Source organism: Streptomyces sp. NPDC032198 (assembly GCF_040636975.1).
In the GTDB taxonomy this organism is placed as follows: Bacteria; Actinomycetota; Actinomycetes; order Streptomycetales; family Streptomycetaceae; genus Streptomyces.
On the sequence record NZ_JBEZVL010000002.1, the window covers coordinates 127809 to 153118 of the forward strand.

Sequence of the window (25310 nt, forward strand, 5' to 3'; positions counted from 1 at the left end):
CGGTACGGAAGCCTCACATCTTCTGCGTGCGACCTCCCTCTCATCCGGCGTCGCGCGCACAACCGCTCCCCGTAGACTCCCTCCCGTGACACGCCGCGGGCCGCGGGGCAAGATGGCCTGAGCGAGTCGGCAAGCAGCAGTAACCAGGGAGGAAGCGTCGTCGTGAGCAGCAGGCCATCCCGAGGCGCTGCTCGCCTCGCAGCCATACTCGACGCGCTCCCGGACGCGCTGGTCCTCGTGAACGCGAACGGGACCGTCGTGAACGCGAACGCGATCGCGCTGGAGGCGTTCGAGACGCCCGGCACCGCACTCGTGGGCCGCGGGCTCCTCGATCTGTTGCCGGAGTTCGACTCCCGGCTCATTCCCGGATCGATGCGCAGGCCCGAGGCCGTCGACGAGCGCGGGCGGACCAAGCCGACGCGGATGACCGCGCGGCGCACGGACGGCAGCGAGTTCCCCGTCGAGGTCACCAGCTCGAACCTCGAGGACATCCGGGACGCGTACGACAATTACGGCTACACCGGCGACGAGTTGCTCATGCTCGTCGTACGCGACCTTTCGGGCGCCGTGGACACCGAGGCCGAACTCGCGCGTTCCCAGCGGCAGACCGAGATGATCCTGCGCGCCGCGGCCGAAGGCGTCGTCGGCACGGACACCGACGGACGCGTCGTCCTCGTCAATCCGGCCGCCGCTCAGATACTGGGCTTCCGGGCCAGCGACCTCGGCGGCCAGGAACTGCACCACCTGGTGCTCCACTCGCGCGCCGACGGCGAGCCCTTCCCCTACGAGGAGTCCCCGCTCGCCGACACGCTCCGTTCGGGGCGCAAGCACCGGGTGCGCGGGCAGGTCCTGTGGTCCAAGAGCGGCGACCGGGTCGCGGTCGACCTGACGACGGCCCCCGTACGGGACGGCGATCAGCTCGTCGGCGCGGTCATGACGTTCACCGACCGGCGCCCCTACGACGCGCTGGCCGAGGAGCACGAGGCCGCGATCGCGCAGCACGCGGCGGAGATGCAGGCCGCGACCGAGCGGCGCACGGAGGAGCTGCGGGCCGCCACCGAGCGGCATGCCGCCGAACTGGCCGCCGCCGCCGAGCAACGCGCGGAGGAGATCGCCGCCGAGCAGGAGCGGTACGCGGCACTCGCCGAGCGCGAGAAGGACCGGTTCGAGGAGCTCGCCGAGCGCGAGAAGGCGCGGTACGACGCGCTGGCCGCGCGGCACGAGCAGCTGCTCGCCGTGCTCGGTTCGTCGTTGCGGGGTCCGCTCGACGAGCTGCGGCGCGAGCTGTCGGCCCTCGCGGCCGATGACGCCGGGCAGTTGTGGCCCGAGGCGAACCAGGTCCTTCATCATCTTTCCGCCGGGTACGCGCGCATCACCACGCTTGTCGACAATGTGCTGGGTTTCCAGTTGCTCGACTCGGGCTCGGAACAGCTCTCCCGCGTGAAGGTCATGCTCGACGCGGTCGTCGCGAGCGGCGTGGAGGGTGCGGTCGAGCTGATCGGGCCCGGACGCGCGCAGTTCGCGGTGCACGCGCCGCCGATCGAGGTCGAGGTGGACCCGGGGCGGCTCGCCACGGCGCTCGCCCACCTGGTCGCCGACGTGGCCGGGATCGACGCCACGGGCAACGCGCGTGCCGGTGCGGCCCCCTCGGCCGTGGCCCCCGGTGGGTACGTGGACTCGACCGTGGTCGTCGCCGCGGCTCAGCGGGGTGAGGTCGTACGCATCGAGGTGCGGGGTCCGTATGCCGGGGGAGACCCGGTGCACGAACCGATCGTCCGGGGCATCGTGCGGGCGCACGGCGGCGTGCTGCAGACGCATGAGGTGCCGGGGATGAGCGGCAATGCGTACGTTCTTGAGGTGCCGATCGGTGCGGGGGGCGGCACGGTTTCTGTTGCGCCCGAGGTGGTGGGCGGCTCGGACGGCACGGACGGTTCTGGCGACGCCGCCGGTTCTGTCGGGTCTTCGGTCGTGGTGCCGGCGCAGGCTTCGCCTGCCACGGGTGGCGGGCGGCGACGGGCCCGGCGGGCTGCCGGTCCCTCAGTCGACTCGTTCCTGGAGAGCTCGACTGCCGAGGGTGCGACTTCGGGGGGCGGGACTTCTGGAGGCGGGACCTCCGCGGGTGCTGCCGGGGCTTCGCCCAGCGGGACCGGGCGGCGGCGTGGACGGCGTGCGGCGGAGGCCGACGCGGCGGAGGCTGCGGCGGCTCAGGTCGCCGAGGCCGCGGCGTCCGTTACTCCGGACGCGCCAGTGCGGAGCGAGGGTGCGCAGCCCTCTGCCGTGCCTTCTGCTGTGCCTTCTGCTGTGCCTTCTGGTGTGCCTTCTGCTGTGCCTTCCGGTGGTACCGGGCGGCGGCGTGGGCGGCCCAGCGCCGCCGAGGATTCCGCGGGGTCCGCTGGGTCTGTTGGGTCCGTTGGGTCCGTCGGGTCCGTCGGCTCCGTGGTGACCGCGGCCGAGCATGCCGCCGGGTCCGCGGCGCTGGGGCAGGCGGTACCGCCGCAGGGCGTGCCGGTTCCTGCCGGTGGGGTGGCTCCTGCCGCTTCCGGCCAGCGGGCGCGACGGAACGACGAGCAGTTGGCGTTGCCGCCCGCTCTGCCTTCGGGTGGTGGCGGGCAGGAGGGTGTTGCCGCCGGGGGCTCCGGGGTCGGGGGTCCGGGGTCCGGGGTCGGAGGTCCGGGCTCCGGGGTCGGAGGTTCCGGGGTCGGGACGGCTGTGGCTGTTGCCGGGCCGGGTGGCTTCGCCGGGGATGCGGGCGAGGCCTCGCCCCGTCCGACGGGGCGGCGTCGCCGTGCGCTGGCCGCGGCCAAGGAGCGGGCCGCTGCCGAGGAGGCTCCCAGCGGGCGCGTCTTCGCACTGCCGCCCGCGTCCGCCGATCAGGACGACACGGGGCAGCACGAAGCAGCCCTGCACCACCCGGCTGACGACCACACCCCGCCGCAGCCGCACCCCGCGGAGGCGCCTACGGGCCGCCGCCGGTCGCGTCCGGCGCAGGGGCAGGTACCGGGGCAGGCTGCCGGGCCAGGGCAGGTTTCCGGGCCGGGGCAGGTTTCCGGACCCGGCCAGGTTCCCGGACCCGGCCAGGTTCCCGGACCGGGGCAGGCTCCCGGGCAGGGCCAGGCTCCCGGGCAGGGCCACGCGCCGGCTTCGGTGTCCGCTGCCGCAGGGGCGGCGGGGGACGTGCAGGGCACCCCGCCCGCCGGTGTTCCCTCGCAGCCCACCACGTACGCCGAAGGCACTCCGGCGCGGGGCGTCCACACGCCCGGCAGGGGTGTCGCACTGCCGCCCGAGCGCGGGACCCAGGGTGGGCGAGCCTCGCAGCCGCTGCCCGCCGAGGCCGCGCCCGGTGACCCCAACTCGACGCAGGGGCGCGCGATCAGCGTGCGCACGCTCGGGCAGGGCGTGCCGTTCGGCCAGCAGATCGCCGAGCAGCAGCAGCGTCGTCTCGGGCTGCAGCAGGGCCAGGCCCCATCCGCTCCGGCCACTCCGGCCACTCCGGCCGCGTCGGCTGCCCCAGGGGCGGCACCGCAGGCACCGCAGCCTCCGCTGCCCCCGCAGGCGCCCCCGGCCCAGCAGGCTCCTCAGCAGCCGCAGGCACCGGCCAAGGCCCAGCCCTCCGCTCCCGCCCCGGACGCCCCGCAGCAGCCCACTGCGGGCCCGCTCCCGGAGCAGGCGCCCGCGCAGCCCGCGGCTCAGGGGCAGGGGCAGGGGCAAGGGCAAGGGCAAGGGCAAGGGCAGTCCACCCTCGGCGGTTCCGTCGGCGGCTCGGGACGGCGCCGCAGGCTCTCCACTCCCCCCGCCCCCGCGGGCGACGACCGCTCCGAGGCCGCGGCCCGCCCGCACCCCCAGGCGCCGGGCCACCCGCAGTCCCGGATCGCGTCCTCCTCGGAGGGCACAGGACGCTCGTACGCGATCGGCGCCCCGGACGAGGACGCCGACGAGGGACCGGAGCCGCTGGACGGCCCCGGCGGTGCCGTCGAGGTCGCCAACCGGCCCCAGCCGCAGCCCATGGACGACGAACTGCCGCCCGAGCCGCTGGACAACCCGCGCCGCCTCCTCGTCTGGCCCGCGCCCGACGTCACCACGCAGCAAGCGCTGAGCGACCGCGGCTACCGTCCCGTCATCGTGAACTCCCGCGAAGAGGTCGACGCCCAGATCGCGGCCTTCCCCGCGGCGCTCTTCGTGGACCCGCTGACCGGACCGATCACACGTACGGCCCTGCAGTCGCTGCGCACCGCCGCCGTGGCCGCCGAGGTCCCCGTGCTCGTCACGGCGGGACTCGGCCAGGCGACGCGCGAGGCCGCGTACGGCGCCGACCCCGCCGTACTCCTGAAGGCCCTCGCGCCCCGCGACAGCGAGCAGCACCCGCCGCGCGTCCTGCTCATCGAGGAGCACGAGGAGATCGCGCTCGCCCTGACCGCGACGCTCGAACGGCGTGGCATGCAGGTCGCGCGGGCCGAGAGCGACGCGGACGCGGTGACCCTCGCGGCGCAGATGCGGCCGAACCTGGTGGTGATGGACCTGATGCAGGTGCGTCGCCGCAGGGCCGGGATCATCGACTGGCTGCGCGCGAACGGCCAGTTGAACCGCACCCCGCTCGTCGTCTACACCGCCGCCGTCGACCAGACGGAGCTACCGCGGCTCGCGGCGGGGGAGACGGTGCTGTTCCTCGCGGAGCGGTCGACGAGCACCGAGGTGCAGGGCCGCATCGTGGATCTGCTCGCGAAGATCGGCACGAACTAGGCTTCAGGCCTCTGAGTGCGAGTACGGCGATGCGCCGCTCCCTCGCGGGGGAGCGGCGCATCGCCGTTGCCGTACGACCATGGGGGCTCGGTTCAGCGCCCGGTTCAGAGCTTGGTGACGTCCAGGTCCCCGTCCGCGTACTGCCTGCGCAGCACCTTCTTGTCGAACTTGCCGACGCTCGTCTTGGGCACGGCGGGCACGATCGCCCAGCGCTCGGGCAGCTGCCACTTGGCGATGCTGCCCGCGAGGAAGTCGCGCAGGGCGGCGTACTCGAGGCTCGCGCCCTCCTTCAGCACGACGGTGGCGAGCGGGCGTTCGCCCCACTTCTCGTCGGGCACGGCGACGACCGCCGCCTCCGCGACATCCGGGTGAGCCATGATCGCGTTCTCCAGCTCGACGCTGGAGATCCACTCGCCGCCCGACTTGATGACGTCCTTCGCGCGGTCGGTGAGCGTCAGGAAGCCGTCGGAGCTGATCACACCGACGTCGCCGGTCTTCAGCCAGCCGTCCGCGCTGAACTTGTCCTCCGGCTTGAGCTGCTCGCCGCCGGCGCCGCCGTAGTACGCGCCCGCGATCCACGGCCCGCGCACCTCGAGCTCGCCCGCGGACTCGCCGTCCCACGGCAGGTGCTCGCCGCCGGGGCCGACCAGGCGGGCCTCGACACCGGTCGGGAAACGGCCCTGGGTGAGGCGGTAGGCGAACTCGTCCTCGGTGCCGAGGGACTTGGCCGGCGGGCGGGCGACCGTGCCGAGCGGGGACGTCTCCGTCATGCCCCAGGCGTGACAGACCCGCATGCCCAGCTTGTCGAACGCCTCCATCAGCGAGGGCGGGCAGGCCGAGCCGCCGATGGTGACCTGGCCGAGCGAGCTGACGTCACGGGGCTTCGCGCTGAGTTCGGCGAGCAGGCCCTGCCAGATGGTGGGGACGGCGGCCGCGTGCGTGGGCCGCTCCGTCTCGATCATCTCGGCGAGCGGGGCGGGCTGCAGGAAACGGTCCGGCATCAGCATGTTCACGCCGGTCATCAGGGTCGCGTGCGGCAGGCCCCAGGCGTTGACGTGGAACTGCGGGACGACGACGAGGGAGGTGTCCGCGTCCGTCAGACCCATGGACTCGCTCATGTTGACCTGCATGGAGTGCAGGTAGATGGAACGGTGGGAGTAGACGACGCCCTTGGGGTCACCGGTGGTCCCGGAGGTGTAGCACATGGCGGCGGCCGTACGCTCGTCCAGCTCGGGCCAGTCGTAGACCGTGGGCTTGGCGGCGATCAGGTCCTCGTACTCGTGTACCTGCGCCTGGATTCCGGCCAGCGGCGAACGGTCGCCCGGCCCCGAGACCACGAGGTGCTCGACCGTCGGCAGCTGCGGAAGCAGGGGCGCGAGCAGCGGGATGAGGGAGCCGTTGACGATGATGACGCGGTCGGCCGCGTGGTTCACGATCCACGTCAACTGGGCGGCGGGCAGCCGGAGATTGAGGGTGTGCAGGACGGCGCCCATACAGGGGACCGCGAAGTAGGCCTCGACGTGCTCGGCGTTGTTCCACATGAAGGTCGCGACGCGTTCGTCGCCGTCGACCCCGAGGTCCTCGCGCAGCGCGTGCGCCAGCTGGGCCGAGCGTTCACCGATCTCGCGGAAGCTGCGGCGCTGTGGCGTGGACTCGCCGGTCCACGTGGTGACCTGCGACGACCCGTGCACGGTCGTCCCGTGCCGGAGGATGCGGGTGACGGTCAGTGGTACGTCCTGCATCGTGCTCAGCACGGCGTCCTCCCGGTGGGCGCGCGGCATTCATCCGGGGCGGCTCCCGAATGACCTACCTGGCAGTAGGGCTCGCCAGATTCTTGCCGCATACCGCACGGTATGTCACTAGGCCGGGAGAAGAAAGGTCCGGCGGACCGGCGGCGATCGATCACCGGGTCGGCATCATCGAACCGGCATGCCCGGGTCGGCGTCATCTGACCGGCATCACCGGACCGGCGTGAGCTCCGGGTCCTCGCGCAGCTTGCCGAGCGCACGCGACACCGCGCTCTTGACGGTGCCGATGGACACCCCGAGCACCTCGGCCGTCTGGGCCTCGCTGAGATCCTCGTAGTACCGCAGGACGACCATCGCCCGCTGCCGTGCGGGCAGTTTCATGATCGCGCGCCACATCGCGTCCCTGAGCACCTGCTGCTCGGCCGGGTCCGCGACCGGCGTCACCTCGGGCTCGGGAAGCTCGTCGCACGCGAACTCGTCGACCTTGCGCTTGCGCCACTGCGAGGTCCGGGTGTTCAGCAGGGCCCGGCGCACATAGCCGTCGAGCGCCCGATGGTCCTCGATACGGTCCCACGCGACATAGGTCTTGGTGAGGGCGGTCTGCAGCAGATCCTCGGCATCGCTCGGATTCGCGGTCAGCGAGCGCGCGGTGCGCAGCAACACGGGCTGACGTGCCCGTACGTACGACGCGAACGACGGATACGCCGAAGGACTCGCTGTCCGCGTCGCGGCCTTCGATGCGCTGGTGCACATGGGCACCATGGATACGGTCATGGCTCCACGCTAGAAGCGCCCCCTACTTCAGCGGATCGGCCGCAGGTCCCGAAGCGGTGTCCGCCTCAGGTTGTACGTGGGGTGGTAGCCCCACCTCCTGAAGGTGGAGGAGGCGGAGCACACCCCTGAGGGTTCGTCCCCGAGAGGGCCTCGCTCCCGGCCTAGCCGATCCGGGCCACCGGCGCGTCCACGAGGTTCCGGTCGATCACGAGCTTGCGCCCGCCGTGCCGCTCCTCCACGTTCCCCGTGTACTGATGAATGCGCCGCTCAGGACTCCACGCGTCGCGCCGCAGCACCGGCTCGCGGTACAGGTGCGGCCGCGTGTGCCAGCGCGCGAACCACATCACCGCCGGCAGATCCCGCACTCCTGCCCGCCGCGCGATCTCCATGTGCCGTACGCCGGAATTCGCGCTGCTGTAGAACCCCGGGACGTACCCGAACCTGCGCACCTCGCGGTCCCAGGCCCGCACGAAGGACAGGGTGGTGGCGGCGCACTTCTTCTTCCGGTAGCTGTACGCCTCCATGTCCAGATAGAGCGGGCTGAGCCGCCGCATCCCCAGCGCCTTCGCCGTGCGCACCGCGTGACGTCCCTCCTTCGTCCCCTGCCTCCAGGGGTGTCGTCCCATACGTACGTCCCTCTTGTTCTTGGCGATGACACAGGGCGACTGCGAACCGACGTACACCGGCAGCACCTTCCACCCCTGCCCCCGCACCGCGCGCATCCACCGGCGGCTCAGCTCCGGCTGACGCGCGCACGCCCGGCCGCGGCCCGCGTAATAGACGCCCACCGCCTGGTAGTCGGAGGCCTTCCAGCGGCGCATCGTCTCGACGGACGGGGCGAGGCAGGTGTCGAACGCCCAGCCCCGGAAGACCGAGACGCCCGCGGCCCACCCGGCCGCGGAGCTCCCCGGCCGGGAACCCGCGGCCTCGGGTCTGCTCACGGCGCCGGTCGGTGGCGCGCCCACGGCCAGAGTGGTCAGGGCGACGGCGAGGAGAAGTCCCATCATCAGCTTTCTGTAGCGCATACGCCGAGTGAAGGGCCCAGGGAGCCCGCCATGCCCGGGACACGCGCCGCGTTCAGCCGTCCGCCGCCAGAATCAACCCTGATGTGGGCACTCCGGTCCCCGCGGTCACCAGCGTGCGCGCCGCGCCCGGTATCTGGTTCACGGATGTGCCGCGCACCTGCCGGACCGCCTCCGCTATGCCGTTCATCCCGTGCAGATACGCCTCCCCGAGCTGTCCCCCGTGCGTGTTCAGCGGCAGCCTCTCCTCGGCCACGAAGTCCGCCGCCTCCCCCGGCCCGCAGAAGCCGAACTCCTCCAGCTGCATCAGCACGAACGGAGTGAAGTGGTCATAGAGGATGCCCACGTCGATGTCGCCGGGCGCGAGCCCGGAGCTGCGCCACAACTGCTTCGCCACCACGCTCATTTCCGGCAGGCCGCTCAGGTCGTCGCGGTAGAAGCTGGTCATCTGCTCCTGTGCCCGGCCCGCCCCCTGGGCCGCCGCCGTGATCACTGCCGGTGGCTTCGGCAGGTCGCGGGCCCGCTCCACGCTCGTCACGACGATCGCCTGCCCACCGTCGGTCTCCTGACAGCAGTCCAGGAGCCGCAGCGGCTCGACGATCCAGCGCGAGGCGGCATGCTCGGCGAGCGTGATCGGCTTCCCGTGGAAATACGCCGCCGGGTTGGTCGCCGCGTACTTCCGGTCGGTGACCGCCACATGGCCGAACGCATCGGGGGTGAGGCCGTAGGTGTGCAGATACCGCTGGGCCGCCATCGCCACCCAGGAGGCGGGGGTCAGCAACCCGAACGGCAGGGACCAGCCGAGCGCCGCGCCCTCCGCCGACGGCTCCCGGTGCTGCACACCTGAACCGAAGCGCCGTCCCGAGCGCTCGTTGAACGCGCGGTAGCAGACGACGACTTCGGCCACCCCGCTCGCCACCGCGAGCGCCGCCTGCTGGACGGTCGCACAGGCCGCGCCTCCGCCGTAGTGGACGCGCGAGAAGAACGACAGCTCCCCTATCCCGGCCGCCTGCGCGACGGTGATCTCCGGGTTCGTGTCCATGGTGAACGTGACCATGCCGTCGACGTCCTCGGGGCCGAGTCCGGCATCGTCGAGCGCGAGCCCCACCGCCTCCACGGCGAGCCTGAGCTCACTGCGCCCCGAGTCCTTGGAGAACTCGGTGGCCCCGATCCCGACCACGGCGGCCTTCCCGCCGAGGAGGTCGCGTGTACGTACACTCATGCCGCGCCCCCCGCCGGTGCTCCGGCGGGGACGGTGACCGTGACCGTGCCGGTGACGTGCTTGCCGATGCCGTTCGCCCCGACGACCTTGACCGTGGCCGTGTCACCGTCGACCCCCTCCACGGAACCGGTCAGCACCATGGTGTCCCCCGGGTAATTGGGGGCTCCCAGCCGGATCGCCACCTTGCGGAGGATCGCCTCGGGGCCGAAGTGGTCCGTGATGTAGCGGCCGACCAGGCCGTTCGTGGTCAGGATGTTCATGAAGATGTCGGGGGAGCCCTTCTCCTGTGCCGCCGTCGCGTCGTGGTGCACGTCCTGGTAGTCCCGCGAAGCGATCGCACCGGAGACGATCAGCGTCCGGGTCACCGGGATGGTGAGCTCCGGCAACTCGTCCCCGACCCGCACACCGTCTCCGCCGCTTCCTCCTCCGGCATACCGTCCCCCCGTCATGCCGCCCCCTCCTGCTGTTGCTCCTGCTGTTGCTGTTTCTCCGGGTGTTGCTCCGGCTCCTCTGGGCTTTCAGCGATCAAGTCGCCCATTTCCTGCAGGACTTCACTCCCACACCCCAGGTACGCGTCCAGCTGCCGGCCCCACAGGAAGTGCCGGTGAACGGGGTGGTCGAGGTCGGCCCCCATGCCGCCGTGCAGATGCTGACCGGCGTGCACGACACGCATTCCGCCCTCCGACGCCCACCACGCGGCGGTCAGCGCATGCGTGCCGTACAGCAGGCCCGCGTCGCGCCGCCAGGCCGCCTCGTACGCCGTGACCCGTATCGCCTCGGTGTCCATATGGGCATCCGCCGCCCGAAGTTGGACCCCCTGCTTGGCCGCGAGTGGCCGCCCGAACTGCTCCCGCTCGTTCGTGTGCGCCACCGCGCGGGCCAACGACCCCGCACACACCCCGGCCTGCAGCCCCGCGAAGGCGGTCCGTGCGCTCGCCAGGACGTCCTCGTACGCCCCGTCCCCTCCGATCCGCTCCCCGGGGGTTCCGTCCAGGACCAGCCGCCCCGCCGACCAGGGCGCGGTCAGCTCCACGGGCTCGGTCTCCGCGTCGGCCACCCGCACTCTCCACAGGCTGTGGCCGGCCCGCGGCGCCGATTCGCGCACCGCCACCAGGACCTCCGTGGCGTCCCGCAGCCACGGCACCCATGGCACCACCCCGGTCAGCCTGCCTGCCGCAGGCGCTCCCGTTGCTGCACCGATCACCGCTCCGGCCTGCGCCCCGGCCACGGCTCCGAACGCCGCCCCGGCCCTCCCCCCTGCCGCTGCGCCAGGCACCTTCCCAGCCTGCGCCCCGACCACCACACCGGGTGCCGCCCCGGGCGCCGTTCCGGGCCCCGCATCGGGTGCCGCCCCAGCCCCCGCGCCAAGCACCGCTCCGGTCGATTCACCGCCCTGCGCCCCGTCCACGACAGCCACCACGCCGCCCCGCGCCGGGAAAGCCCCCGTCGCGACCGCCGTCCCGTCCCGCAGCCCCGGCAGCAGCCGCCCCCGCTGCTCCTCCGTGCCATGTGCCGCCACCGCCAGCAGCCCATAGACACAGCTCGCCGCGAACGGCACCTGTGCCGTCACCCTCCCCTGCTCCTCGAGCAGCAGCACGAGGCCGAGCAGCCCTACGTCCTCCACCGCGCCCGGCAGCCCCGCGGCGCACAGCGCCTTCCACAGCTCGGCATCCGACCCTGTCCCCGCCGCCGTGAGCCGCTCGGGCGTGGCCAGGTCCCCGAAGATCTCACCGGCGAGATCACGTGCGGCGGCCTGCTCCTCCGTAGGTGTGAAGTCCATGTCAGAGCCCGCCCCCCGCCATGCTCTCGACGGCCCGGAACACCGGCAGCTCCAACTCCGCGTCCATCTGCCGGAATTCGAGCCGAACCGGCTGCCCGATCCGCACCTTGTCGCTGGGCACCCCCACCACATTGCTGACCATGCGGACCCCCTCCGCCAGCTCGATGAGCCCGACCGCGTACGGGGGATCGAAGGCGGGGAAGGGTGGATGGTGCATGACGACGTACGAATAGACCGTGCCCTCGCCGCTCGCCTCGACCGTGTCCCATTCGAGCGATCCGCAGGCATTGCAGCCGGGCAGCCACGGGAAGCGCAGGGCCTGGCAGCCACCGCAGCGCTGGATCAGGAGCTGATGCCGGGCCACTCCTTCCCAGAACCCCGCGTTGTCCCGATTGATCACCGGGCGGGGCCGCTTGCCCTGGGGCTTCCGCTGCGCGGGCGCGTACTTCAGGATCCGGAAGCGATGGGTCCCCGCCAGCTCGCCGCCCGCTCTGACGTCCATCCGGGTCGTGACGAAATGGCCCGTGCCCAGCTTGGTCGTCTTGCGCTCCGACACCGACTCGATGACCGCGTCGAAGGTGATCTCGTCCCCCGGTCGCAGCGCCCGCAGATACTCCTGCTCGCAGTCCGTGGCCACGACGGAGGTGTACCCCGCGCCGTCCAGGAGCGCGAACAGCTCGTCGTACGCCGCCGAACGCCCGTCGTGCCCGGACAGTCCACCCATGGTCCACGCCTGGAGCATGGTCGGTGGCGCGATCGGATCCGCCCCCGCATACGCCGAGTTCGTGTCGCCCATGGCCTCGCACCAGTGCCGGATCATCGGCTCGTTCACCGGGTCCTTGCCCAGGCCCGACGTGGCGGCCGCCCGCCCCTCGAACGCCTTCAGCGTCTCGTGCGAAAGATCGGTCACCGCCGTCCCCTCCGCATCCCGAGGCGCATCGTCGCCACGATCTCCCGCTGCACCTCGCTCACCCCGCCCCCGAACGTATTGATCTGCGCCGCTCTGTTCATCCGCTCCAACTCCCCCTCACCGGCCGTGCCGAGCGTCAGGGACCCGGGTGAACCGGCCCGGACCAGCCCCGCCTCGCCCGTGACTTCCTGACATATTCGGTACACCTCCACCGCCGATTCGGTTCCCACGAATTTCACGCCGCTGGCATCTCCCGGCGCCAGCGCACCCGCCCCGACATCCCCCACCAAACGCCAGTTGAGCAGGCGCGTTGCCGCCAGCCGCGCCTGTGCTTCGGCCAGCCTGGAACGGACCCACGGAGCGTCAATCCGACGCTCGCCCGTCACCGGATCGGGTGTACGGGCGAAGGCGAGGGCTGCGGCGTAGAAATCCTCGGCCTGCATTCCGATCGCGGCGAGCGCCACCCGCTCGTGGTTGAGCTGGTTGGTGATGAGCCCCCAGCCGCCGTTCTCCTCGCCGACGAGGTTCGTGGCGGGCACGCGGATTCCGTCGTAGTACGTCGCCGTCGTCGTCAGCCCGCCCACCGTCTCGATCGGCGTCCACGAGAAACCGGGCGCGTCGGTCGGCACGAGGATGATCGAGATGCCTTGGTGCTTGGGGGCTTCGGGGTCGGTGCGGCAGGCAAGCCAGATCCAGTCGGCGTTCTGGGCGTTCGACGTGAAGATCTTCTGCCCGTCGATGACCCACGTGCCCTCGGACCCTTCGGCGCCGGGAACCCCGGCCTCGGGAGCACCGCCTCCGAGAGCCCCGGCCCCAGGAGCCCCGACCTCGCCGGAAGCCCCGACCTCACGCACCGCCCGCGTCCGCAGCGAGGCCAGGTCCGTGCCCGCCGACGGCTCGCTGTATCCGATCGCGAAGACCAGGTCGCCGCTGAGGATCCGCGGCAGGAAGGCGGCCTTCTGCTCCTCGGTGCCGTACTTCATGAGGGTCGGCCCGACGGTGTTCAGGGTGACCATCGATACGGGCGCGCCCGCGCGGTACGCCTCGTCGAAGAAGACGAACTGCTCGTCGGGCCCACGCCCTTGCCCGCCGTACTCGACCGGCCAGCCCAGGCCGAGCATGCCGTCGGCCCCGATGCGCCGCAGCAGCCGGCGCTGCCCCTCCAGATCGCCCCCTTCGGGCGGGCCCGCCGGCATGAGCTCGCGGAAGTAGGCGCGCAGTTCGGCACGCAGCTGCTGTTGGCGTTCGGTGGGGGCGAGGTGCACGGCGGCGGCCTCTCCTTCACGTAAGGGCGTCGCACCGACAATGATTTCTGACTGTCCGTCAGAAACTGTGGCGGTGTCAAGAGATCACGCTCCATACGCATGCGGGCCGACCGGGAAGCGGACGCCCAGCACCTCGCAGAGCGAAGCCAGACGAGACCGGCCCCCGAACACGCCTGCGCGGCGGTGCAGTTGCACCGCCGCGCAGAAACGCCACACACCCCATCGAGCAGACCTCAGGAGCTACCCCGGAGGGCCGTCACCTCACCAGAGGTGGGTGAAGTTGACGGCGATGTTCTCGTTCGACTGGTCGATCGCCGTGAACGCCGAGCCGTTCACCTGGGCGGTGTTGTTCTGGTTCGAGGCGCCCGAGCCGACAGCCTGCTGCTGCGACGTGTTCGAGTTGCCGCTGTTGTTGCCGCCGACGCCGCTGCCGTTGACAGTCGCCACGCCCGCATTCGATCCGTCGTTCGCGAAGGCGCCGTTGTCAGCCATCGCGACACCCGAGAAGAGTGCGGCAGCCAGGGGCAGGGCCGCGGCTGCAGCGATGACGCGGGCGGTACGGATGCTTGCCATGTCAATTCCTCCGTTACGGGGGTACGCACCGGCGATGTGCCGGGAGTACCTGAAGTGCGTCTTGTTCCAAGGCGGTTGGCCGACCGCCTTGAGGGTTCTGCACGACGTCGCGAGTCCAGAGTTGCCCACCGAATCCCCGGCGAACCACCCCGGAAGCCCCAATTCCCCCGCAAGCGTGAGTACAAGTCGATAAACACGCTTCGCACCCCCATAGCCGCAGATCAGCGCCCACAGCCCGACCCAAACCCAGGCGCCGCAAGCGCTGAACCGTTCCGTCACTTCATGAAGATCGATGACCACACCCGCGTTTCGTCCGCGCGTCGCACCGCCCCCTCTTCCTTTCTTCGAACGCTTGTACGAAAATGAAGGCATGGCCACCATCGACCGCCATGCCACAGCACTCGCACTCGCCCACGCCTTGTCCGCCGCCGAACGCGGCCTCGCCGTCATCCCGCTCTCCCGCACCAAGCTGCCGGCGCTCCGCTCCCCTCACCACGAGCAGCCCGAACCGACCCTCTGTCACGGCGAATGCGGCCGCCTCGGGCACGGCGTGTACGACGCGTCGACCGACCCGTGGCGCATCCGCGAGCTCTTCACCGCGGCCCCTTGGGCCACCGGCTACGGCATCGCGTGCGGGCTGGCGCCGCACCATCTGATCGGCATCGACCTCGACACCAAGTCCGGTACGGACGCTCCGGCGGCCCTGCGGGAACTGGCGCTGCGCCACCTGTTCACGATCCCGCCCACGGTCGTCGTGGCGACCCCGAGCGGCGGACGGCACATCTGGCTCGCGGGCCCGCCCGACGCCGTCGTCCCCAACTCCGCGGGGCGCCTCGCCCCCGGCATCGACATCAGGGGTGCGGGCGGCTATCTCGTCGGCCCCGGCTCGCGCACCGAGCACGGCGTCTACAGCGCCGTGGCAGGCACCGCCCATCTCCCTCCGGCGAACTGCCCGCCCGCCCTTCTGCGCCTGTTGACGCCTCCGCCCCGCGTCCACCACCCGACGCTCCCGCAGATGCCGGCCCCGGTCCAACGGGGTCAGGGCCTGGTGCAGTTCGTGCTCGCCGCACACGAGGGCCAGCGCAACACCCGGCTGTTCTGGGCTGCCTGCCGCGCCTACGAGAACGGCATCGGCGAGACCCTGGCCGATGAACTCGCCGCTGCCGCGCTCCGGGTCGGCCTCACGGAACGGGAGGCCCGCTCGACGATCGCGTCGGCGGCGCGACTGACGGGCCACGCGTGACGGAGACCCAGGCATGACGGGGCACGAGGAGGCCAGACGAGACATGACGAAGTAAGGGGCGTCCGCAGTGGCGGACGCCCCTTACTTCATGCGGACTGCCGCATCCGGTACTGCATGCGGCCTGCCGCATCCGGTCACTTGCCGAGCATCGACCGCACCGCCGCACGATCGATGTTCGTCAGGGCGCGGACCAGCTTCGGGGTGAGGAAGACGATGACGAGGCCGAGCAGGGACGCCCCCGCGATCTGCACCGGCGCCTCCAGGTAGAACTCGTGGCGCTCGCCGCCGGAGGTGTAGTCGAACACGCGGTATCCGGGCCAGTCGAGGTAGCGCGGGAACACCCAGGAGTACACCGGGAGGAGCGCGACCACCCAGCCGGTGACCAGGAACGTCACGCTGAGGACGAAGGACACGACCCGCGTCGGGAACGTCACGACCTGGAAGAGCAGCGCCCGCCAGCCCGCGCCGTCCGAGAGCCGTGCCCGCATCCCCGCCCACGCACCCGCATCCCGCGGCGTCTGCACGGCAGCTGGCCCGGCCACGTCGAGCCCCAGCTGCGACCGGGCTCGCCCCCTCTCGGCGGCGCCAAGGCCCCGCGCCCCGGCCAGCGCGGCAGCGAGGACCGGAAGGCCGAGCACGGTGACGAAAAGACCCACACCGAGCGAGAACATCGTCACGGCGAAGGTGAACCCCACGATGGCGATGGGCAGCGACGCCACCGTGTAGCCGATCTCCCGGTACGTGGAGGCGGCGAACGGCGCCCGCCAGAAGCCCGGGGCCCCCGCGGAGCGCTCAGCGGCAGGACCGGAGGGAGCGGAAGGAGCGGCGGCAGCGGCTGCGTACGGCTGGGCGCTGATGCTCATGACGGGCCTCGAATCTTCGCGGTGGGGACGTGCTGGGGACGTGCCGTGCTGACGTCCTCCACGATCGCGAATCCGAGCGGCCCGGAACATCCGGCGACCCGGCCTCTCCGGGGTGTAGCTGACACCACCCCCGTACGGAACCAAATCCTCCGGAGGAAGGGAAAGGGGGTGCCCCTCAGCGAGAAGCACTGAGAGACACCCCCGGCCTGACGGGAGAAGCCGTCAGCCGTTGTAGCCGAAGAGACCGTCGAGCGACGAACCGTCACGGTGGCCACCGTCCGCCTGGCCGGCCGTGGTGATCCCGTAGGGGCCGCCCATGTTGGTGAACGACTGGCCCGCGTAGCGGCCCTCGCTGATGGTGCTGCTCGGACCGTCGGAAGCGACGGCGGTGCCGGTGGCCAGGACTCCGGCGACGGTGGCGACGGCAAAGGCGGCTGCGATGCGCTGCAACACGGTTATCTCCTTTTGGGGTGATTCCAGTGATCCTTGGCAGCGACAACACCTCAATCGCCCCGCACCTTCTCCCAGGCTCGCCGGGCAGCGGCCACGTGGAGTACCAGGTTCATCCAAGGTGACCTATGCGCGCACGAGCGGCTGCGAGCCACCTGAAAACACGAGAGCCCCTGACCGAATGCGCTGGTCAGAGGCTCTCAAGAAGTGCGGTGGGTGTGGGATTTGAACCCACGGTGACTCTCGCCACGACGGTTTTCAAGACCGTTCCCTTAGGCCGCTCGGGCAACCCACCTCCGTCCCGCTCACCTGGGGCGGAGGCGGTCCAGACTGCGGATCTGCGGCGTTTCACGGAGGGCATGGTCCACACAGGGTCCATCGGCATGCACTGCACCGACTCCAGCACTGGGTCCCACGGACCTAAGAACCGCATCGGGAAGCTCAGTCCCCGCCCCTGTAGAAGGACAGTCAGGCCCCCAGCGCACCGAGACATGGCTCAGGGGGCAAGAGCGTAAAACCTCGCAACCTTCTGACCCGTAGGATCGGGCACCCCCTGCGAGGAGGGGCGGCGGCTACCTTCTCTGCTCTCTCATGTAGGAGGCTGCGCGATTCTATGTGCTGCCGTTGCCGTCAGCCTCGAAGCGAGTCGCCACTACAACGGGTGCGTCCCTCATTCCACCAAGCACGCTCGCATGTTCACAGCCTTGCACCTCAAAAGGGGAAGGGGACCGGCGAAACAGGTTAATTCCAAGACATGATCACCTCGGGAACTCTTGGGAAGTCACATCTTAAGGTGGTGGCAAAGTTTGAGCCTTGGCCTCAGTGGCGCCACGAGCCCCCTTAGCCAGGATGCGCATATCGTCCGGATCGCTGCGGCGCAGCACGAACACCTTAACGAGAGCATAAACACTGGGGCCACACAGGAAAGCAGAAAGCCACCAAGTATCCGCAGCAGCGTAAACTCCACCAGCTAACATCGCAACTGCTATCACAGCGCCAACGATAAGGCCACTCATGTGTTGCACATGCTTACGCTTGTTGCGCTTATCAAGATCTGCGCGAGCGGCTGCTTCGGCTGCCGCCAGGTCGGCTCGCTCAGCCGCCTCGCGTTGCATCTCTAGGCGCTTCATAAGAGCTTGATGGTCACGCTTCAACTGAGGCTCAAGGGCTTTCAGGGCAACATCAAGCCTATCTGGCCCTAAGGCGGCGCCCCATTGCACGGCAATACTTATGCCCGCCGACAACACAGGGTCTACGTCAGAGCTGAGAGGTTTCGTCGGCGTAGGCAGGGCTTCGCCTTCCTCTGGAATCATTGCGCCGCGCCTCCATCACCCGTCGAAGCGGGCACACACCCAAAGGGGCTAGCCTCAGGCGGCGGGCCAAGACGCAAAAATAGCCGCGCCAAAGCATGATCAATCGTTCGGCCTGACGTGGAGGCCAAATCTTCATTTTGCTCCCACGTCAGTTCCTCCGGAGAATACTGAGCAACTATCTCGACTTCGCCACCCACGCTGGTTACATGCGCAAACGTGCTGGGATAATCCGAAGAATGCCTGCGCGGGCGACTTCCACGCAACTGATGTTGAAGCATGGAAATCTCTGTGGCTAGATGCCCTGACGGCTGCGCACTGATATCCCGCATATAGTAGAAGGAATTACCGAGAGCAAACAACTCATCTCTGCCGAGATGCCCGCCGGTAATTTCTCGGGATCGTTCATCACTTAGTGGTTTAGGGGCAGGTTCCTCGGGGCGCCTGGGCATCAATTCGTGAGCGACTTGGCGTAGAGAGAACTCCACATCACGAACATCTGCGGAAAGGAGGTAGACAACCGCCCGCTCGGCGAAGGTGTCAGCACGAACTGGCGGCTCGGGAAGATTACGGGAGGCTGCCTCGTACAGCATTGCCTTGCTTTCCACCAGACTCGGCGGTTCCGGCTCCGCTGGAAGATCCACAACATTCACTACGCGACGCTTCAAGAATCTAGCTTTGATCCTGCTCAAGCGATCCACTGCACACCCCCAATGTCCAGTATCAAGCTCGACGGTACCGAGGACATCGCGATCGCGATAGATGTTTGACGTACCGGCGCAAGTACTGATCTATCTGTCGCAGCATCAGGATCATCAATCCCGCACTGGGCAGGCCCCAGATCCTCACCCGCCACTTCAATGCATAGATATAGCACTCAGGTTCGAAGGACGGCTGAGCTGACTATACGTGGCCCATCAACCTAGATAAGGACGATCGCGGCGCTCCAAGTAATGCCGAAGCCTGAGCCTCTGGGTGTGGTGCATGGGTAGCTGTTCAAGCTCTTGAGAGCAGACGAACCGGAGTTCAGTCGACTCGTCGGAGATCGCGAGCCGACCGCCGATGACCCGCGCGGTGAAGCAGACATTGAACTGTCGCCGGACCTCGCCGTCCGTGTACTCGATGATGTGCTTCGGGTCGGTGTACGTACCGACCAGGCCCGTGATCTCGACGTCGAGACCGGTCTCTTCCTTGACCTCGCGGACCGCCGTTCCGGGCAGGGAATCGGTGAGGTCCATTCCGCCCCCGGGCAGCGCCCACAGGTCGTTGTCCCTGCGGCGCTGGAGCAGGATGCGTCCCTGCTCGTCGGTGACGACCGCTGAGGCCGCGACAACCATGCTGTTCGGCTTCGGTGCATTCGGGTCGTCGTAGTACTCGGTGCGCGCCATGGTCACTCCTCCTGCTGTACCGGCTCCGCCGTCGCCCATACCGCGTCGAAGCTCTGGCCGTAGGTGTCGAACATGCCGCCTTCCCCGTTGCGACGGAGATGCCACACCGGGGCACCGTACGCATTCACTCCCCAGACATGAGCGTTGATCAACATCTGGTCGTCCGCGCGGTACAAGGAGTTGTAGAGCGTCGTCTCGTGGGTCCTTATTTCGATGCCAGATACCCCGACCAGAGGGCGGTAGTGCATCAGGGCCAGTCGACACCGGGACTCGATGCCGTGGCCGAACCGCTCCTCCTGGCCGCGTGCCTGAACGTTCGAGCTTTCGGCGTCGCCTACCGCGATGCGTACGGTGCAGCCCTCGGCGGCGCGTTCACGAAGCAGACTGTTCAGCCGCGGGTACGCCTCGTGCAGAAAGACAGCCGCGTACACCAACACGTCGATGCGCTCGCGGGCCTGCGTCATCATGTCCACGAACGTGGACACGGGGACGTCTGCACGCTGCTCATAAAGGGCAACGAGCTCCGGGCTGATCGCGCGGGCGGGGCGGGCCTGCCGAAGTGCCGGCCAGAGTGCGTACACGTCTTCTCCTAGGGCTTCAGCCGCCTGTAAGGCTGTGGCACGGCGCGGCGTACGGCCCAAATTCACCCATCGCTCGACCGACTTGGGGTCGACCTCAACTGCCTTTGCGAGGGCGGCATACGTCCAACCTCCGGCCGTCATGACGGCACGTAGTCTCTCGTTCTGCACGAGTCTCCCCCTGAGTCTTGGGACGGCACTAGGGACGTTCTACCCGACGCGGGACGTCCCGAAGTGGGGTTTGAGGGTGGTTTCTAGGTCCTGCCGGTCCACCTGATGCTTCTTCGCATGAGTACGGACGGGTGCCGACTGCTTGCCGAGTTACGCGGCGGTCTGGTTCCGAGCCAGTTCGTCCCGTGGCGAGGAGAAGGCAGTAGTGACCGACAACGCGGCTTTCCCAACTATCGGCGTTCTCATGGTGGATGAGCGCACTGGCAAAGCGGGCGTCGTGATGGGGCATGAGGGTCCCTATGTACAACTCCGGCCGCTGTGCGGGGGCCTGGAGTGGGACGTCCCACCCGATGCGCTCCGTCATCCCAGTTCGTCCGAGGGGCTCAGCGCCAAAGTGGCTGTGGACAAAGGGCGGTGGGGACGGTGAGCCCACGCGCTGTACTGCGGTACGAGACGTGGACTCTCGAACCCGATCGCGAACCTGACGCAGAACCGGCAACGTACGCCATGCAGTGCGCGGTTGACGGCGAGACGTCACCGGCTGGCGAGGACTTCGCCGAGCCTCAGGCTTGGGTCCTCGAACACTGCGGCAAGCACCCGTCACACCACACCTACCGCGAGATCATCACGCGCCCGTGGCGGGCTTGGAGGCGAGCCTGATGCGCCAAGCGATCACCTGGTTGGGACAGTTCACCGGCCCGCTGCTGATCATCATGATCTCCGGATCGTGCGGCCTGGTCATCGGCTTCACTCTGGCGTCTAGCTCGACTCTCCTCTGAACCCCCGTCCCCACCGACTGAAGCCGATCGACGTGTTCCCCCACGTTCTGCGGGCTCGGTGGGGACGGGTTCCACATCTGCATCCGGCCTTGACCGGAAGACCCGATCCCCGCCCTTGATGCGAGCGGCGGGCACGAACAGCAAGAGACCGGACCACCCCTCAGCCTGGACAGCATTCCGGGTGGTCCGGTCGCGGAAGCCCTGATCAGGACCCCGGTGCCGATGGTACCGGGGCGGTCGGCGTGCTCGAACGCGGGTGCGACTGCAATCCCCGTTCCCAGTTATCGAGTTGGAGGGAATCAGTGTTGCGGTGCAGCCGGTGTAGGCCCCGTTCTGGCCTCAGCCACCGAAAGTCAGCCACGACGGCGGGGCGGGCGAACGAGCACCCGCCACGTATGTCTCCAGCAACCCCGCTCCGACCTCAGCCACGCTACTTCTATGCGTCACGGACTGCACCGTTGTATGCCCTTGGCGTTGCCGACGTGGCGTGGCAACTGGGTTCGGTCTGCGGCTCTGTGAACTGTCCGGCCTGGAGCAGCGAGCGATTGAGTGGTGTGGTCGAGCCGGGTACGACGGGCTGGCCCTGGAGCTCGATGCGGTCTGGCTTCTTCCTGATCTTGCTGTCCGCCTTGGCGAAGCTGCGCGCTGAGCGGCGTGGGGCCGCCGCAGCGGTGGCGGAGACATGGAGCGGCGGCGGCCCCACGCCGCCAGCGCGCGCGGTCCGCCGTAGGCGGGCCGCCTTGATCCAGTAAAGAAACTTTGGACAGCTCGCTCCCCGGGCCGCTCCTCGCTGCCTACTCATCGATACTTCGGCATCTACCGAGGCGCTATGTGCTTCGGATCGCCAGAACTTATCCACAGGCGTTCCAAGTTTTCCTGAACTCGTCGGTTCGGACTGTCACACGGCGAGGCCGCGCCACACCTGTAGCAGGTGAAGGACCGAGCATCGGCGTCAGGCCCGAAGTGGCCTACTGGGGGAGCGCGTGACGGGACGCGAAAGCAGCCGCATCACCACGGTGCGGGAGGACGTGAAGCCTTCTACCGCCCTGCGGGACGGGGCATCCCACGGGCTAGTGATCCGTGGTGGCGTGAAGAGTCAGATCAGCGCAACGAAGGGCGGGACCTGGTGGACGAGTCGGAGATGGCGGCACTTGACGGAGAAGTGACGCGTCTCGCTGTGGAGATCGCCGAACTGGCGTCGCTCCTGGAGCAAGTGCGAGCAGAGGCTAGGCGCCTTCACTCTCGCTCTTCAGCTGCTGCATCAGCTCCAACAGGCTCTGCATCGTCTCGCGCATCTCGCCGACCTGGCCGCGCAGATCGGCAACCTCGGCGGAAAGGGACGCGACCCTAGAGCCCAAGTCTGCGGCGTCGCCCTCCGACTCGAACGACTCCGGGCCCTCTGTCCCGCCCTCCGGCCCGGGGCCGACGGCGGGGCGGCGGATGAAACTGCCCCTGCCCTGGACGCTGTAGATCAGCTCTTCGCTCTTCAGTAGTCGGAAGGCGTTCTGGATGGTCGCGCTGGCCAGTCCGAACTTCTCTTGGAGCTCGCGGGAGGACGGCACCTTGTCCCCAGGACTCAGCTCGCCGCTCTGGATCTGACGGCGGAGGTACTCGGCCACCTGCACGTAGGGCGGTCGAGAGTCGTCTTCGAGGGGCAGCGTCATGGCCCAAGAATACGGCGGCTACGCCTGCCTCACCTACGGAACACATGGGTAGCAGCAAACATCCAACACATAGGTGTTGCAGTACACCTAGCTGTCGTGGTTATCTCTTGGTGCGGCCGGACCCGGACCGCAGAACCAACCGAAGGGCCCTATCTGTCATGGCTATGACCTTCATCCGCGTCGGTCTGCTCGACTCCACGAACTTCATGGTCGGCACTCCTCCGGTGCCGAAGTGGAAGGACCAGGAGAACGGCGTGCGCGCCGTTGATCGGGAGACCGGCCAGCCGATGTTCGTCGTGACGCTCTTCCTGATGGAGGACGACCGAGCCGAGGCAATGAAGATCACCGTTCCGGCGGGCGGCCTGCCGAACGGTCTTCACCCCGGTCGCTTCGTAAAGCCGGTCGAGCTGTTCGCGATCCCGTGGGCCCGGATCTTCAACGACTCCCTTCAGGAGGGCGTTGCCTTCCGCTGCGCGTCCCTGGAGCTGGTCGCTGGCCCGGCGGTCCCGCAGGAAGCCGCTGAGTCTGCGGCGGCGTAAGTCCCGTACCCCGCGACATCCCAGGGCGGCGGCGCTTGCTTTCTCTCCTTTGCGAGACAGGACGCTGCCGCCCTGGCGGCCAACTCATAGACAGAAGGACGAAGTGATGACCGGAATCAACGAAGCCTTCAGCTGGGTCAGTGGCGCTGCCTGGCTGGGCCTCATAGCGATCGCCCTCTGGGCGGTGGTGTGGGTGGTCCGCTACCTGCGGGCGACGCCCATGAAGCGCCGCAGCATCCGTCTGGCAGTGCGCATCCGGTGGGGCTGGAAGCGGTTGGCGCCGATGGTCAACCTGTCCGTCACCGACAAGATGCCAACTGCCGTGGCCTCCCTCGCCAGCGGCGACAAGGTCGTCAAGCCCCGCGTCCTGGTGCCGACCCTCAAGGTCGTCCCGGACGAGTTCGGCGTCATCGTGCGGGCAAGCTGCCTGCCGCAAGTGGGCCTGAAGGAATTCCAGAAAGCAGCCCCGTACCTGGCCGACGCGTGGCGCATGACCCGGGTTTCGGTCCTGCCGGACAAGCCAGGTCAGGTACTCATCCGTGGGGTGCGGGTCGACCCGCTCATCACCTCGACCACGCACACCCCCTCAGGACACCCGCCGGAGAAGGTCGCCCTGTGGGATCTGGGGGTGGACGAGTTCGGCATGCCCGTCAGCGTGCCGCTGTCGGAAGTTCCCGGCATCACGATGGCGGGCCTGCCCGGCTTCGGAAAGACGTCTGCGGTCAACCGTCTGATCTGTGACTGGGCCCCCTCAGCAGCCGTGCAGTTCAACGTGTTCGACGGCAAGGTGTCGCACGCCTATGAGGGCGACTATGCCGATCTCGTAGAGCGGCTCTTCGCCTTCGTCGGTGACGACCTGGAGGCAGCGAACAAGGAGCTGAAGCGCCTGGTCGAGCTTCGCCGTGCCCGCTCGGCCTGCCAGAAGCAGATCCGGGGCGTCAAGAACTTCTGGCACGTCGGGCCCACGGAAGAGTGGCCGCTGATCGTGACCATCATCGATGAAGCTCACACGTACTTCCGCGATCACAAGGGCACTGACGCGCAGACAAAGCGACTGGCCGCCCTGGCCGCCGAGAACGCTCGCCTGGTGGAGGACCTCACCAAGAAGGGGCGAGCCCTCGGCTTCCTGACCCTGATCATCACGCAGAAGACCACCGGCGACGCCATCCCCACCTTCATCAGGGACGTGTGCCCGGTCGGCCTGTCCTTCGCCCAGAAGACTGCCGACGCCGCCGTTGCCGCCCTCGGAGACGACATCCGTCAGTGGCCCGAGGCCAACCCGGTCACGCTCCAAGATGCTGCCTACGTGGGAGTGGCGGTCATGAACGCCCACGGTCGCCCGGGCTTCGTCCGCATCCGCACTCCGTTCGTGGCCGACGAGCACGCCGCCCGCATAGCTGCCGAGACAGCGCACCTCACCCGTGACCCCGGGCAGCTCCTCGAACGCCTCACCGGTCAAGAGCCCGTGGACCTGGCCAAGGCTCTGTCCGAAGCAGCCTGACGGCCCTACCGCCTACCCCTACGCCCTCGAAAGGAGGTGAAACCTCATGTCGGAAGACCGGATCACGCAACGCACGGTCACCGTGGTCATGGCTGTCATCGCCCTCCTGGCCTTCGTATTCTCCTTCGGCAACGTATGGAGCCTCGCCCTGCGCCTCGGCGTCCCCGGCTCCGTCGCTCCGCTCATCGCCCCGATGGTGGACCTGTCCGTGGTCGGCCTCCTGGTCGCCCTGCGGTACCTGTCTCTGCGCGGAGTACCGGCCAGTGAACTCACGGCGGCGACCCGCCTCATGCACGTCTCCGGCTTCTTCACCCTCGCCCTGAACGTGGCCGAACCCATCATCGCCGGGCACTACGGCCGCGCCTGCGTGGACGCCGTAGCTCCGCTGCTCCTCCTCGGCTGGGGCGTGGTCGGCCCCGCCCTCCTGCGCCACTTCCACGCGGTCAGCACCCCCGCCGATGCACCGACCGAATCCCCCGCACCGTTGACCGACACAGCTCCGGTCCCGGACCAACCGGCACCGCTCGCGCCCGCCGCAGCTGTCGAGCCCGCAGCCCCTGCGGTGACTCCCACGCCGCAGCCCGCCTCCGCCCCGGCCCTCGCCGCTCCGGTGCCCCCGGGCCTCCTGGACGCCGCACGCGAGATCGCCGCCGACCACACCGCCACACACGGCCAGCCCATCACCGCCTCGCAACTCAAGACCCGGCTCGGCGTCGGCCTCCCCCTGGCCAAGGCTGCGCACGCCGCCCTGACGGCCTGACCTCCGGCCGGCACTTCGGCCCCACCCCCGCCC

Annotated in this window: 23 protein-coding genes and 1 tRNA gene; 7 read left to right on the top strand and 17 right to left on the bottom strand. The window is 69.2% G+C overall.

Annotated features, from left to right (window positions below; all coding sequences use genetic code 11):
- Nucleotides 1–162: 162 nt before the first annotated feature.
- A complete protein-coding gene (locus tag AB0E78_RS05735; protein ID WP_361828761.1) occupies nt 163–4737 on the top strand; it encodes a PAS domain-containing protein in 4575 nt (1524 codons plus the stop codon).
- Nucleotides 4738–4841: 104 nt separating this feature from the next.
- On the opposite strand, the gene AB0E78_RS05740 is transcribed toward AB0E78_RS05735, so the two are convergent.
- The 9 genes from AB0E78_RS05740 to AB0E78_RS05780 form a co-directional block, all read right to left on the bottom strand.
- Nucleotides 4842–6491: a long-chain fatty acid--CoA ligase gene (locus tag AB0E78_RS05740; RefSeq protein WP_361829517.1), complete on the bottom strand. Its 1650-nt coding sequence runs from the start codon at nt 6489–6491 to the stop codon at nt 4842–4844.
- A gap of 204 nt (nt 6492–6695) precedes the next feature.
- Nucleotides 6696–7259 carry a SigE family RNA polymerase sigma factor gene (locus AB0E78_RS05745; protein WP_249588982.1) on the bottom strand — a complete coding sequence of 188 codons (564 nt, stop codon included), beginning with the start codon at nt 7257–7259 and terminating at the stop codon, nt 6696–6698.
- Nucleotides 7260–7420: 161 nt separating this feature from the next.
- A complete protein-coding gene (locus AB0E78_RS05750) occupies nt 7421–8284 on the bottom strand; it encodes a DUF1906 domain-containing protein (protein WP_361828763.1) in 864 nt (287 codons plus the stop codon).
- Between the two features lie 52 nt (nt 8285–8336).
- On the bottom strand, nt 8337–9503 hold the full coding sequence (locus AB0E78_RS05755; protein ID WP_361828765.1) for a lipid-transfer protein: 1167 nt from the start codon (nt 9501–9503) through the stop codon (nt 8337–8339).
- On the bottom strand, nt 9500–9907 hold the full coding sequence (locus AB0E78_RS05760) for a MaoC family dehydratase (RefSeq protein ID WP_361829519.1): 408 nt from the start codon (nt 9905–9907) through the stop codon (nt 9500–9502). Before AB0E78_RS05760 ends, AB0E78_RS05755 begins: the two co-directional genes overlap by 4 nt.
- A 41-nt stretch (nt 9908–9948) precedes the next feature.
- Nucleotides 9949–11283: an acyl-CoA dehydrogenase family protein gene (locus AB0E78_RS05765; RefSeq protein WP_361828766.1), complete on the bottom strand. Its 1335-nt coding sequence runs from the start codon at nt 11281–11283 to the stop codon at nt 9949–9951.
- A 1-nt stretch (nt 11284) separates the two neighbouring features.
- Nucleotides 11285–12193, bottom strand: a complete 909-nt coding sequence (locus AB0E78_RS05770) for a bifunctional MaoC family dehydratase N-terminal/OB-fold nucleic acid binding domain-containing protein (RefSeq protein ID WP_361828768.1) — start codon at nt 12191–12193, stop codon at nt 11285–11287.
- Entirely contained in the window at nt 12190–13458 is a 1269-nt protein-coding gene (locus tag AB0E78_RS05775) for an acyl-CoA dehydrogenase family protein (protein WP_361828770.1), read from the bottom strand. Before AB0E78_RS05775 ends, AB0E78_RS05770 begins: the two co-directional genes overlap by 4 nt.
- Nucleotides 13459–13719: 261 nt before the next feature.
- A complete protein-coding gene (locus AB0E78_RS05780; protein ID WP_361828772.1) occupies nt 13720–14031 on the bottom strand; it encodes a hypothetical protein in 312 nt (103 codons plus the stop codon).
- A gap of 370 nt (nt 14032–14401) precedes the next feature.
- Here AB0E78_RS05780 and AB0E78_RS05785 point away from each other — a divergent pair, with 370 nt between their 5' ends.
- Nucleotides 14402–15274 carry a bifunctional DNA primase/polymerase gene (locus AB0E78_RS05785; protein ID WP_361828773.1) on the top strand — a complete coding sequence of 291 codons (873 nt, stop codon included), beginning with the start codon at nt 14402–14404 and terminating at the stop codon, nt 15272–15274.
- A 134-nt stretch (nt 15275–15408) separates the two neighbouring features.
- Here AB0E78_RS05785 and AB0E78_RS05790 read toward each other — a convergent pair whose 3' ends face one another.
- From AB0E78_RS05790 to AB0E78_RS05820, 7 genes are all read right to left on the bottom strand, one after another.
- Nucleotides 15409–16137 (bottom strand): sensor domain-containing protein, encoded by a 729-nt coding sequence (locus AB0E78_RS05790; RefSeq protein ID WP_361828775.1) that lies wholly within the window; start codon nt 16135–16137, stop codon nt 15409–15411.
- 222 nt (nt 16138–16359) lie between these two features.
- The gene (locus AB0E78_RS05795; protein WP_361828777.1) at nt 16360–16590 is read right to left on the bottom strand and encodes a hypothetical protein; all 231 of its coding nucleotides are present in this window, start codon (nt 16588–16590) and stop codon (nt 16360–16362) included.
- Between the two features lie 207 nt (nt 16591–16797).
- Nucleotides 16798–16882, bottom strand: a tRNA-Ser gene (locus AB0E78_RS05800).
- Between the two features lie 493 nt (nt 16883–17375).
- Entirely contained in the window at nt 17376–17900 is a 525-nt protein-coding gene (locus AB0E78_RS05805) for a hypothetical protein (protein WP_361828779.1), read from the bottom strand.
- Nucleotides 17897–18589: a hypothetical protein gene (locus AB0E78_RS05810; protein ID WP_361828781.1), complete on the bottom strand. Its 693-nt coding sequence runs from the start codon at nt 18587–18589 to the stop codon at nt 17897–17899. Before AB0E78_RS05810 ends, AB0E78_RS05805 begins: the two co-directional genes overlap by 4 nt.
- A gap of 225 nt (nt 18590–18814) precedes the next feature.
- Nucleotides 18815–19285, bottom strand: coding sequence for an NUDIX domain-containing protein (locus AB0E78_RS05815; RefSeq protein WP_361828783.1), 471 nt, complete (start codon nt 19283–19285; stop codon nt 18815–18817).
- Nucleotides 19286–19287: 2 nt separating this feature from the next.
- On the bottom strand, nt 19288–20007 hold the full coding sequence (locus tag AB0E78_RS05820; RefSeq protein ID WP_361829521.1) for an XRE family transcriptional regulator: 720 nt from the start codon (nt 20005–20007) through the stop codon (nt 19288–19290).
- 271 nt (nt 20008–20278) lie between these two features.
- Between AB0E78_RS05820 and AB0E78_RS05825 the strand changes: the two genes are divergently transcribed.
- Both AB0E78_RS05825 and AB0E78_RS05830 read left to right on the top strand, forming a co-directional pair.
- Entirely contained in the window at nt 20279–20461 is a 183-nt protein-coding gene (locus tag AB0E78_RS05825) for a hypothetical protein (RefSeq protein ID WP_361829522.1), read from the top strand.
- The gene (locus AB0E78_RS05830; protein ID WP_361828784.1) at nt 20449–20694 is read left to right on the top strand and encodes a hypothetical protein; all 246 of its coding nucleotides are present in this window, start codon (nt 20449–20451) and stop codon (nt 20692–20694) included. The genes AB0E78_RS05825 and AB0E78_RS05830 overlap by 13 nt, the downstream gene beginning before the upstream one ends.
- 1345 nt (nt 20695–22039) lie before the next feature.
- On the opposite strand, the gene AB0E78_RS05835 is transcribed toward AB0E78_RS05830, so the two are convergent.
- Nucleotides 22040–22477 carry a GntR family transcriptional regulator gene (locus tag AB0E78_RS05835; RefSeq protein ID WP_361828785.1) on the bottom strand — a complete coding sequence of 146 codons (438 nt, stop codon included), beginning with the start codon at nt 22475–22477 and terminating at the stop codon, nt 22040–22042.
- Between the two features lie 158 nt (nt 22478–22635).
- On the opposite strand from AB0E78_RS05835, the gene AB0E78_RS05840 reads away from it, so the two are divergent.
- The 3 genes from AB0E78_RS05840 to AB0E78_RS05850 all read left to right on the top strand — a co-directional run bounded on the left by AB0E78_RS05840 (nt 22636) and on the right by AB0E78_RS05850 (nt 25277).
- Nucleotides 22636–23016: a hypothetical protein gene (locus AB0E78_RS05840; RefSeq protein WP_361828786.1), complete on the top strand. Its 381-nt coding sequence runs from the start codon at nt 22636–22638 to the stop codon at nt 23014–23016.
- Between the two features lie 106 nt (nt 23017–23122).
- Nucleotides 23123–24517, top strand: coding sequence for a cell division protein FtsK (locus tag AB0E78_RS05845; RefSeq protein ID WP_361828787.1), 1395 nt, complete (start codon nt 23123–23125; stop codon nt 24515–24517).
- A 46-nt stretch (nt 24518–24563) separates the two neighbouring features.
- Complete coding sequence (locus AB0E78_RS05850) at nt 24564–25277, top strand: DUF2637 domain-containing protein (RefSeq protein ID WP_361828788.1); 714 nt, start codon at nt 24564–24566, stop codon at nt 25275–25277.
- The last annotated feature ends 33 nt before the right edge of the window (nt 25278–25310 follow it).

Excerpts from the sequence above, each read along its gene's own strand:
- AB0E78_RS05820 (WP_361829521.1), bottom strand. The coding sequence starts at position 20,007 with ATGACGGCCGGAGGTTGGACGTATGCCGCCCTCGCAAAGGCAGTTGAG.
- AB0E78_RS05755 (WP_361828765.1), bottom strand. The coding sequence starts at position 9,503 with ATGAGTGTACGTACACGCGACCTCCTCGGCGGGAAGGCCGCCGTGGTC.
- AB0E78_RS05750 (WP_361828763.1), bottom strand. The coding sequence starts at position 8,284 with ATGCGCTACAGAAAGCTGATGATGGGACTTCTCCTCGCCGTCGCCCTG.
- AB0E78_RS05825 (WP_361829522.1), top strand. The coding sequence starts at position 20,279 with ATGGTGGATGAGCGCACTGGCAAAGCGGGCGTCGTGATGGGGCATGAG.
- AB0E78_RS05850 (WP_361828788.1), top strand. The coding sequence starts at position 24,564 with ATGTCGGAAGACCGGATCACGCAACGCACGGTCACCGTGGTCATGGCT.
- AB0E78_RS05745 (WP_249588982.1), bottom strand. The coding sequence starts at position 7,259 with ATGACCGTATCCATGGTGCCCATGTGCACCAGCGCATCGAAGGCCGCG.
- AB0E78_RS05840 (WP_361828786.1), top strand. The coding sequence starts at position 22,636 with ATGGCTATGACCTTCATCCGCGTCGGTCTGCTCGACTCCACGAACTTC.
- AB0E78_RS05815 (WP_361828783.1), bottom strand. The coding sequence starts at position 19,285 with ATGGCGCGCACCGAGTACTACGACGACCCGAATGCACCGAAGCCGAAC.
- AB0E78_RS05790 (WP_361828775.1), bottom strand. The coding sequence starts at position 16,137 with ATGAGCATCAGCGCCCAGCCGTACGCAGCCGCTGCCGCCGCTCCTTCC.
- AB0E78_RS05805 (WP_361828779.1), bottom strand. The coding sequence starts at position 17,900 with ATGATTCCAGAGGAAGGCGAAGCCCTGCCTACGCCGACGAAACCTCTC.
- AB0E78_RS05785 (WP_361828773.1), top strand. The coding sequence starts at position 14,402 with ATGGCCACCATCGACCGCCATGCCACAGCACTCGCACTCGCCCACGCC.
- AB0E78_RS05765 (WP_361828766.1), bottom strand. The coding sequence starts at position 11,283 with ATGGACTTCACACCTACGGAGGAGCAGGCCGCCGCACGTGATCTCGCC.
- AB0E78_RS05835 (WP_361828785.1), bottom strand. The coding sequence starts at position 22,477 with ATGACGCTGCCCCTCGAAGACGACTCTCGACCGCCCTACGTGCAGGTG.
- AB0E78_RS05845 (WP_361828787.1), top strand. The coding sequence starts at position 23,123 with ATGACCGGAATCAACGAAGCCTTCAGCTGGGTCAGTGGCGCTGCCTGG.
- AB0E78_RS05780 (WP_361828772.1), bottom strand. The coding sequence starts at position 14,031 with ATGGCAAGCATCCGTACCGCCCGCGTCATCGCTGCAGCCGCGGCCCTG.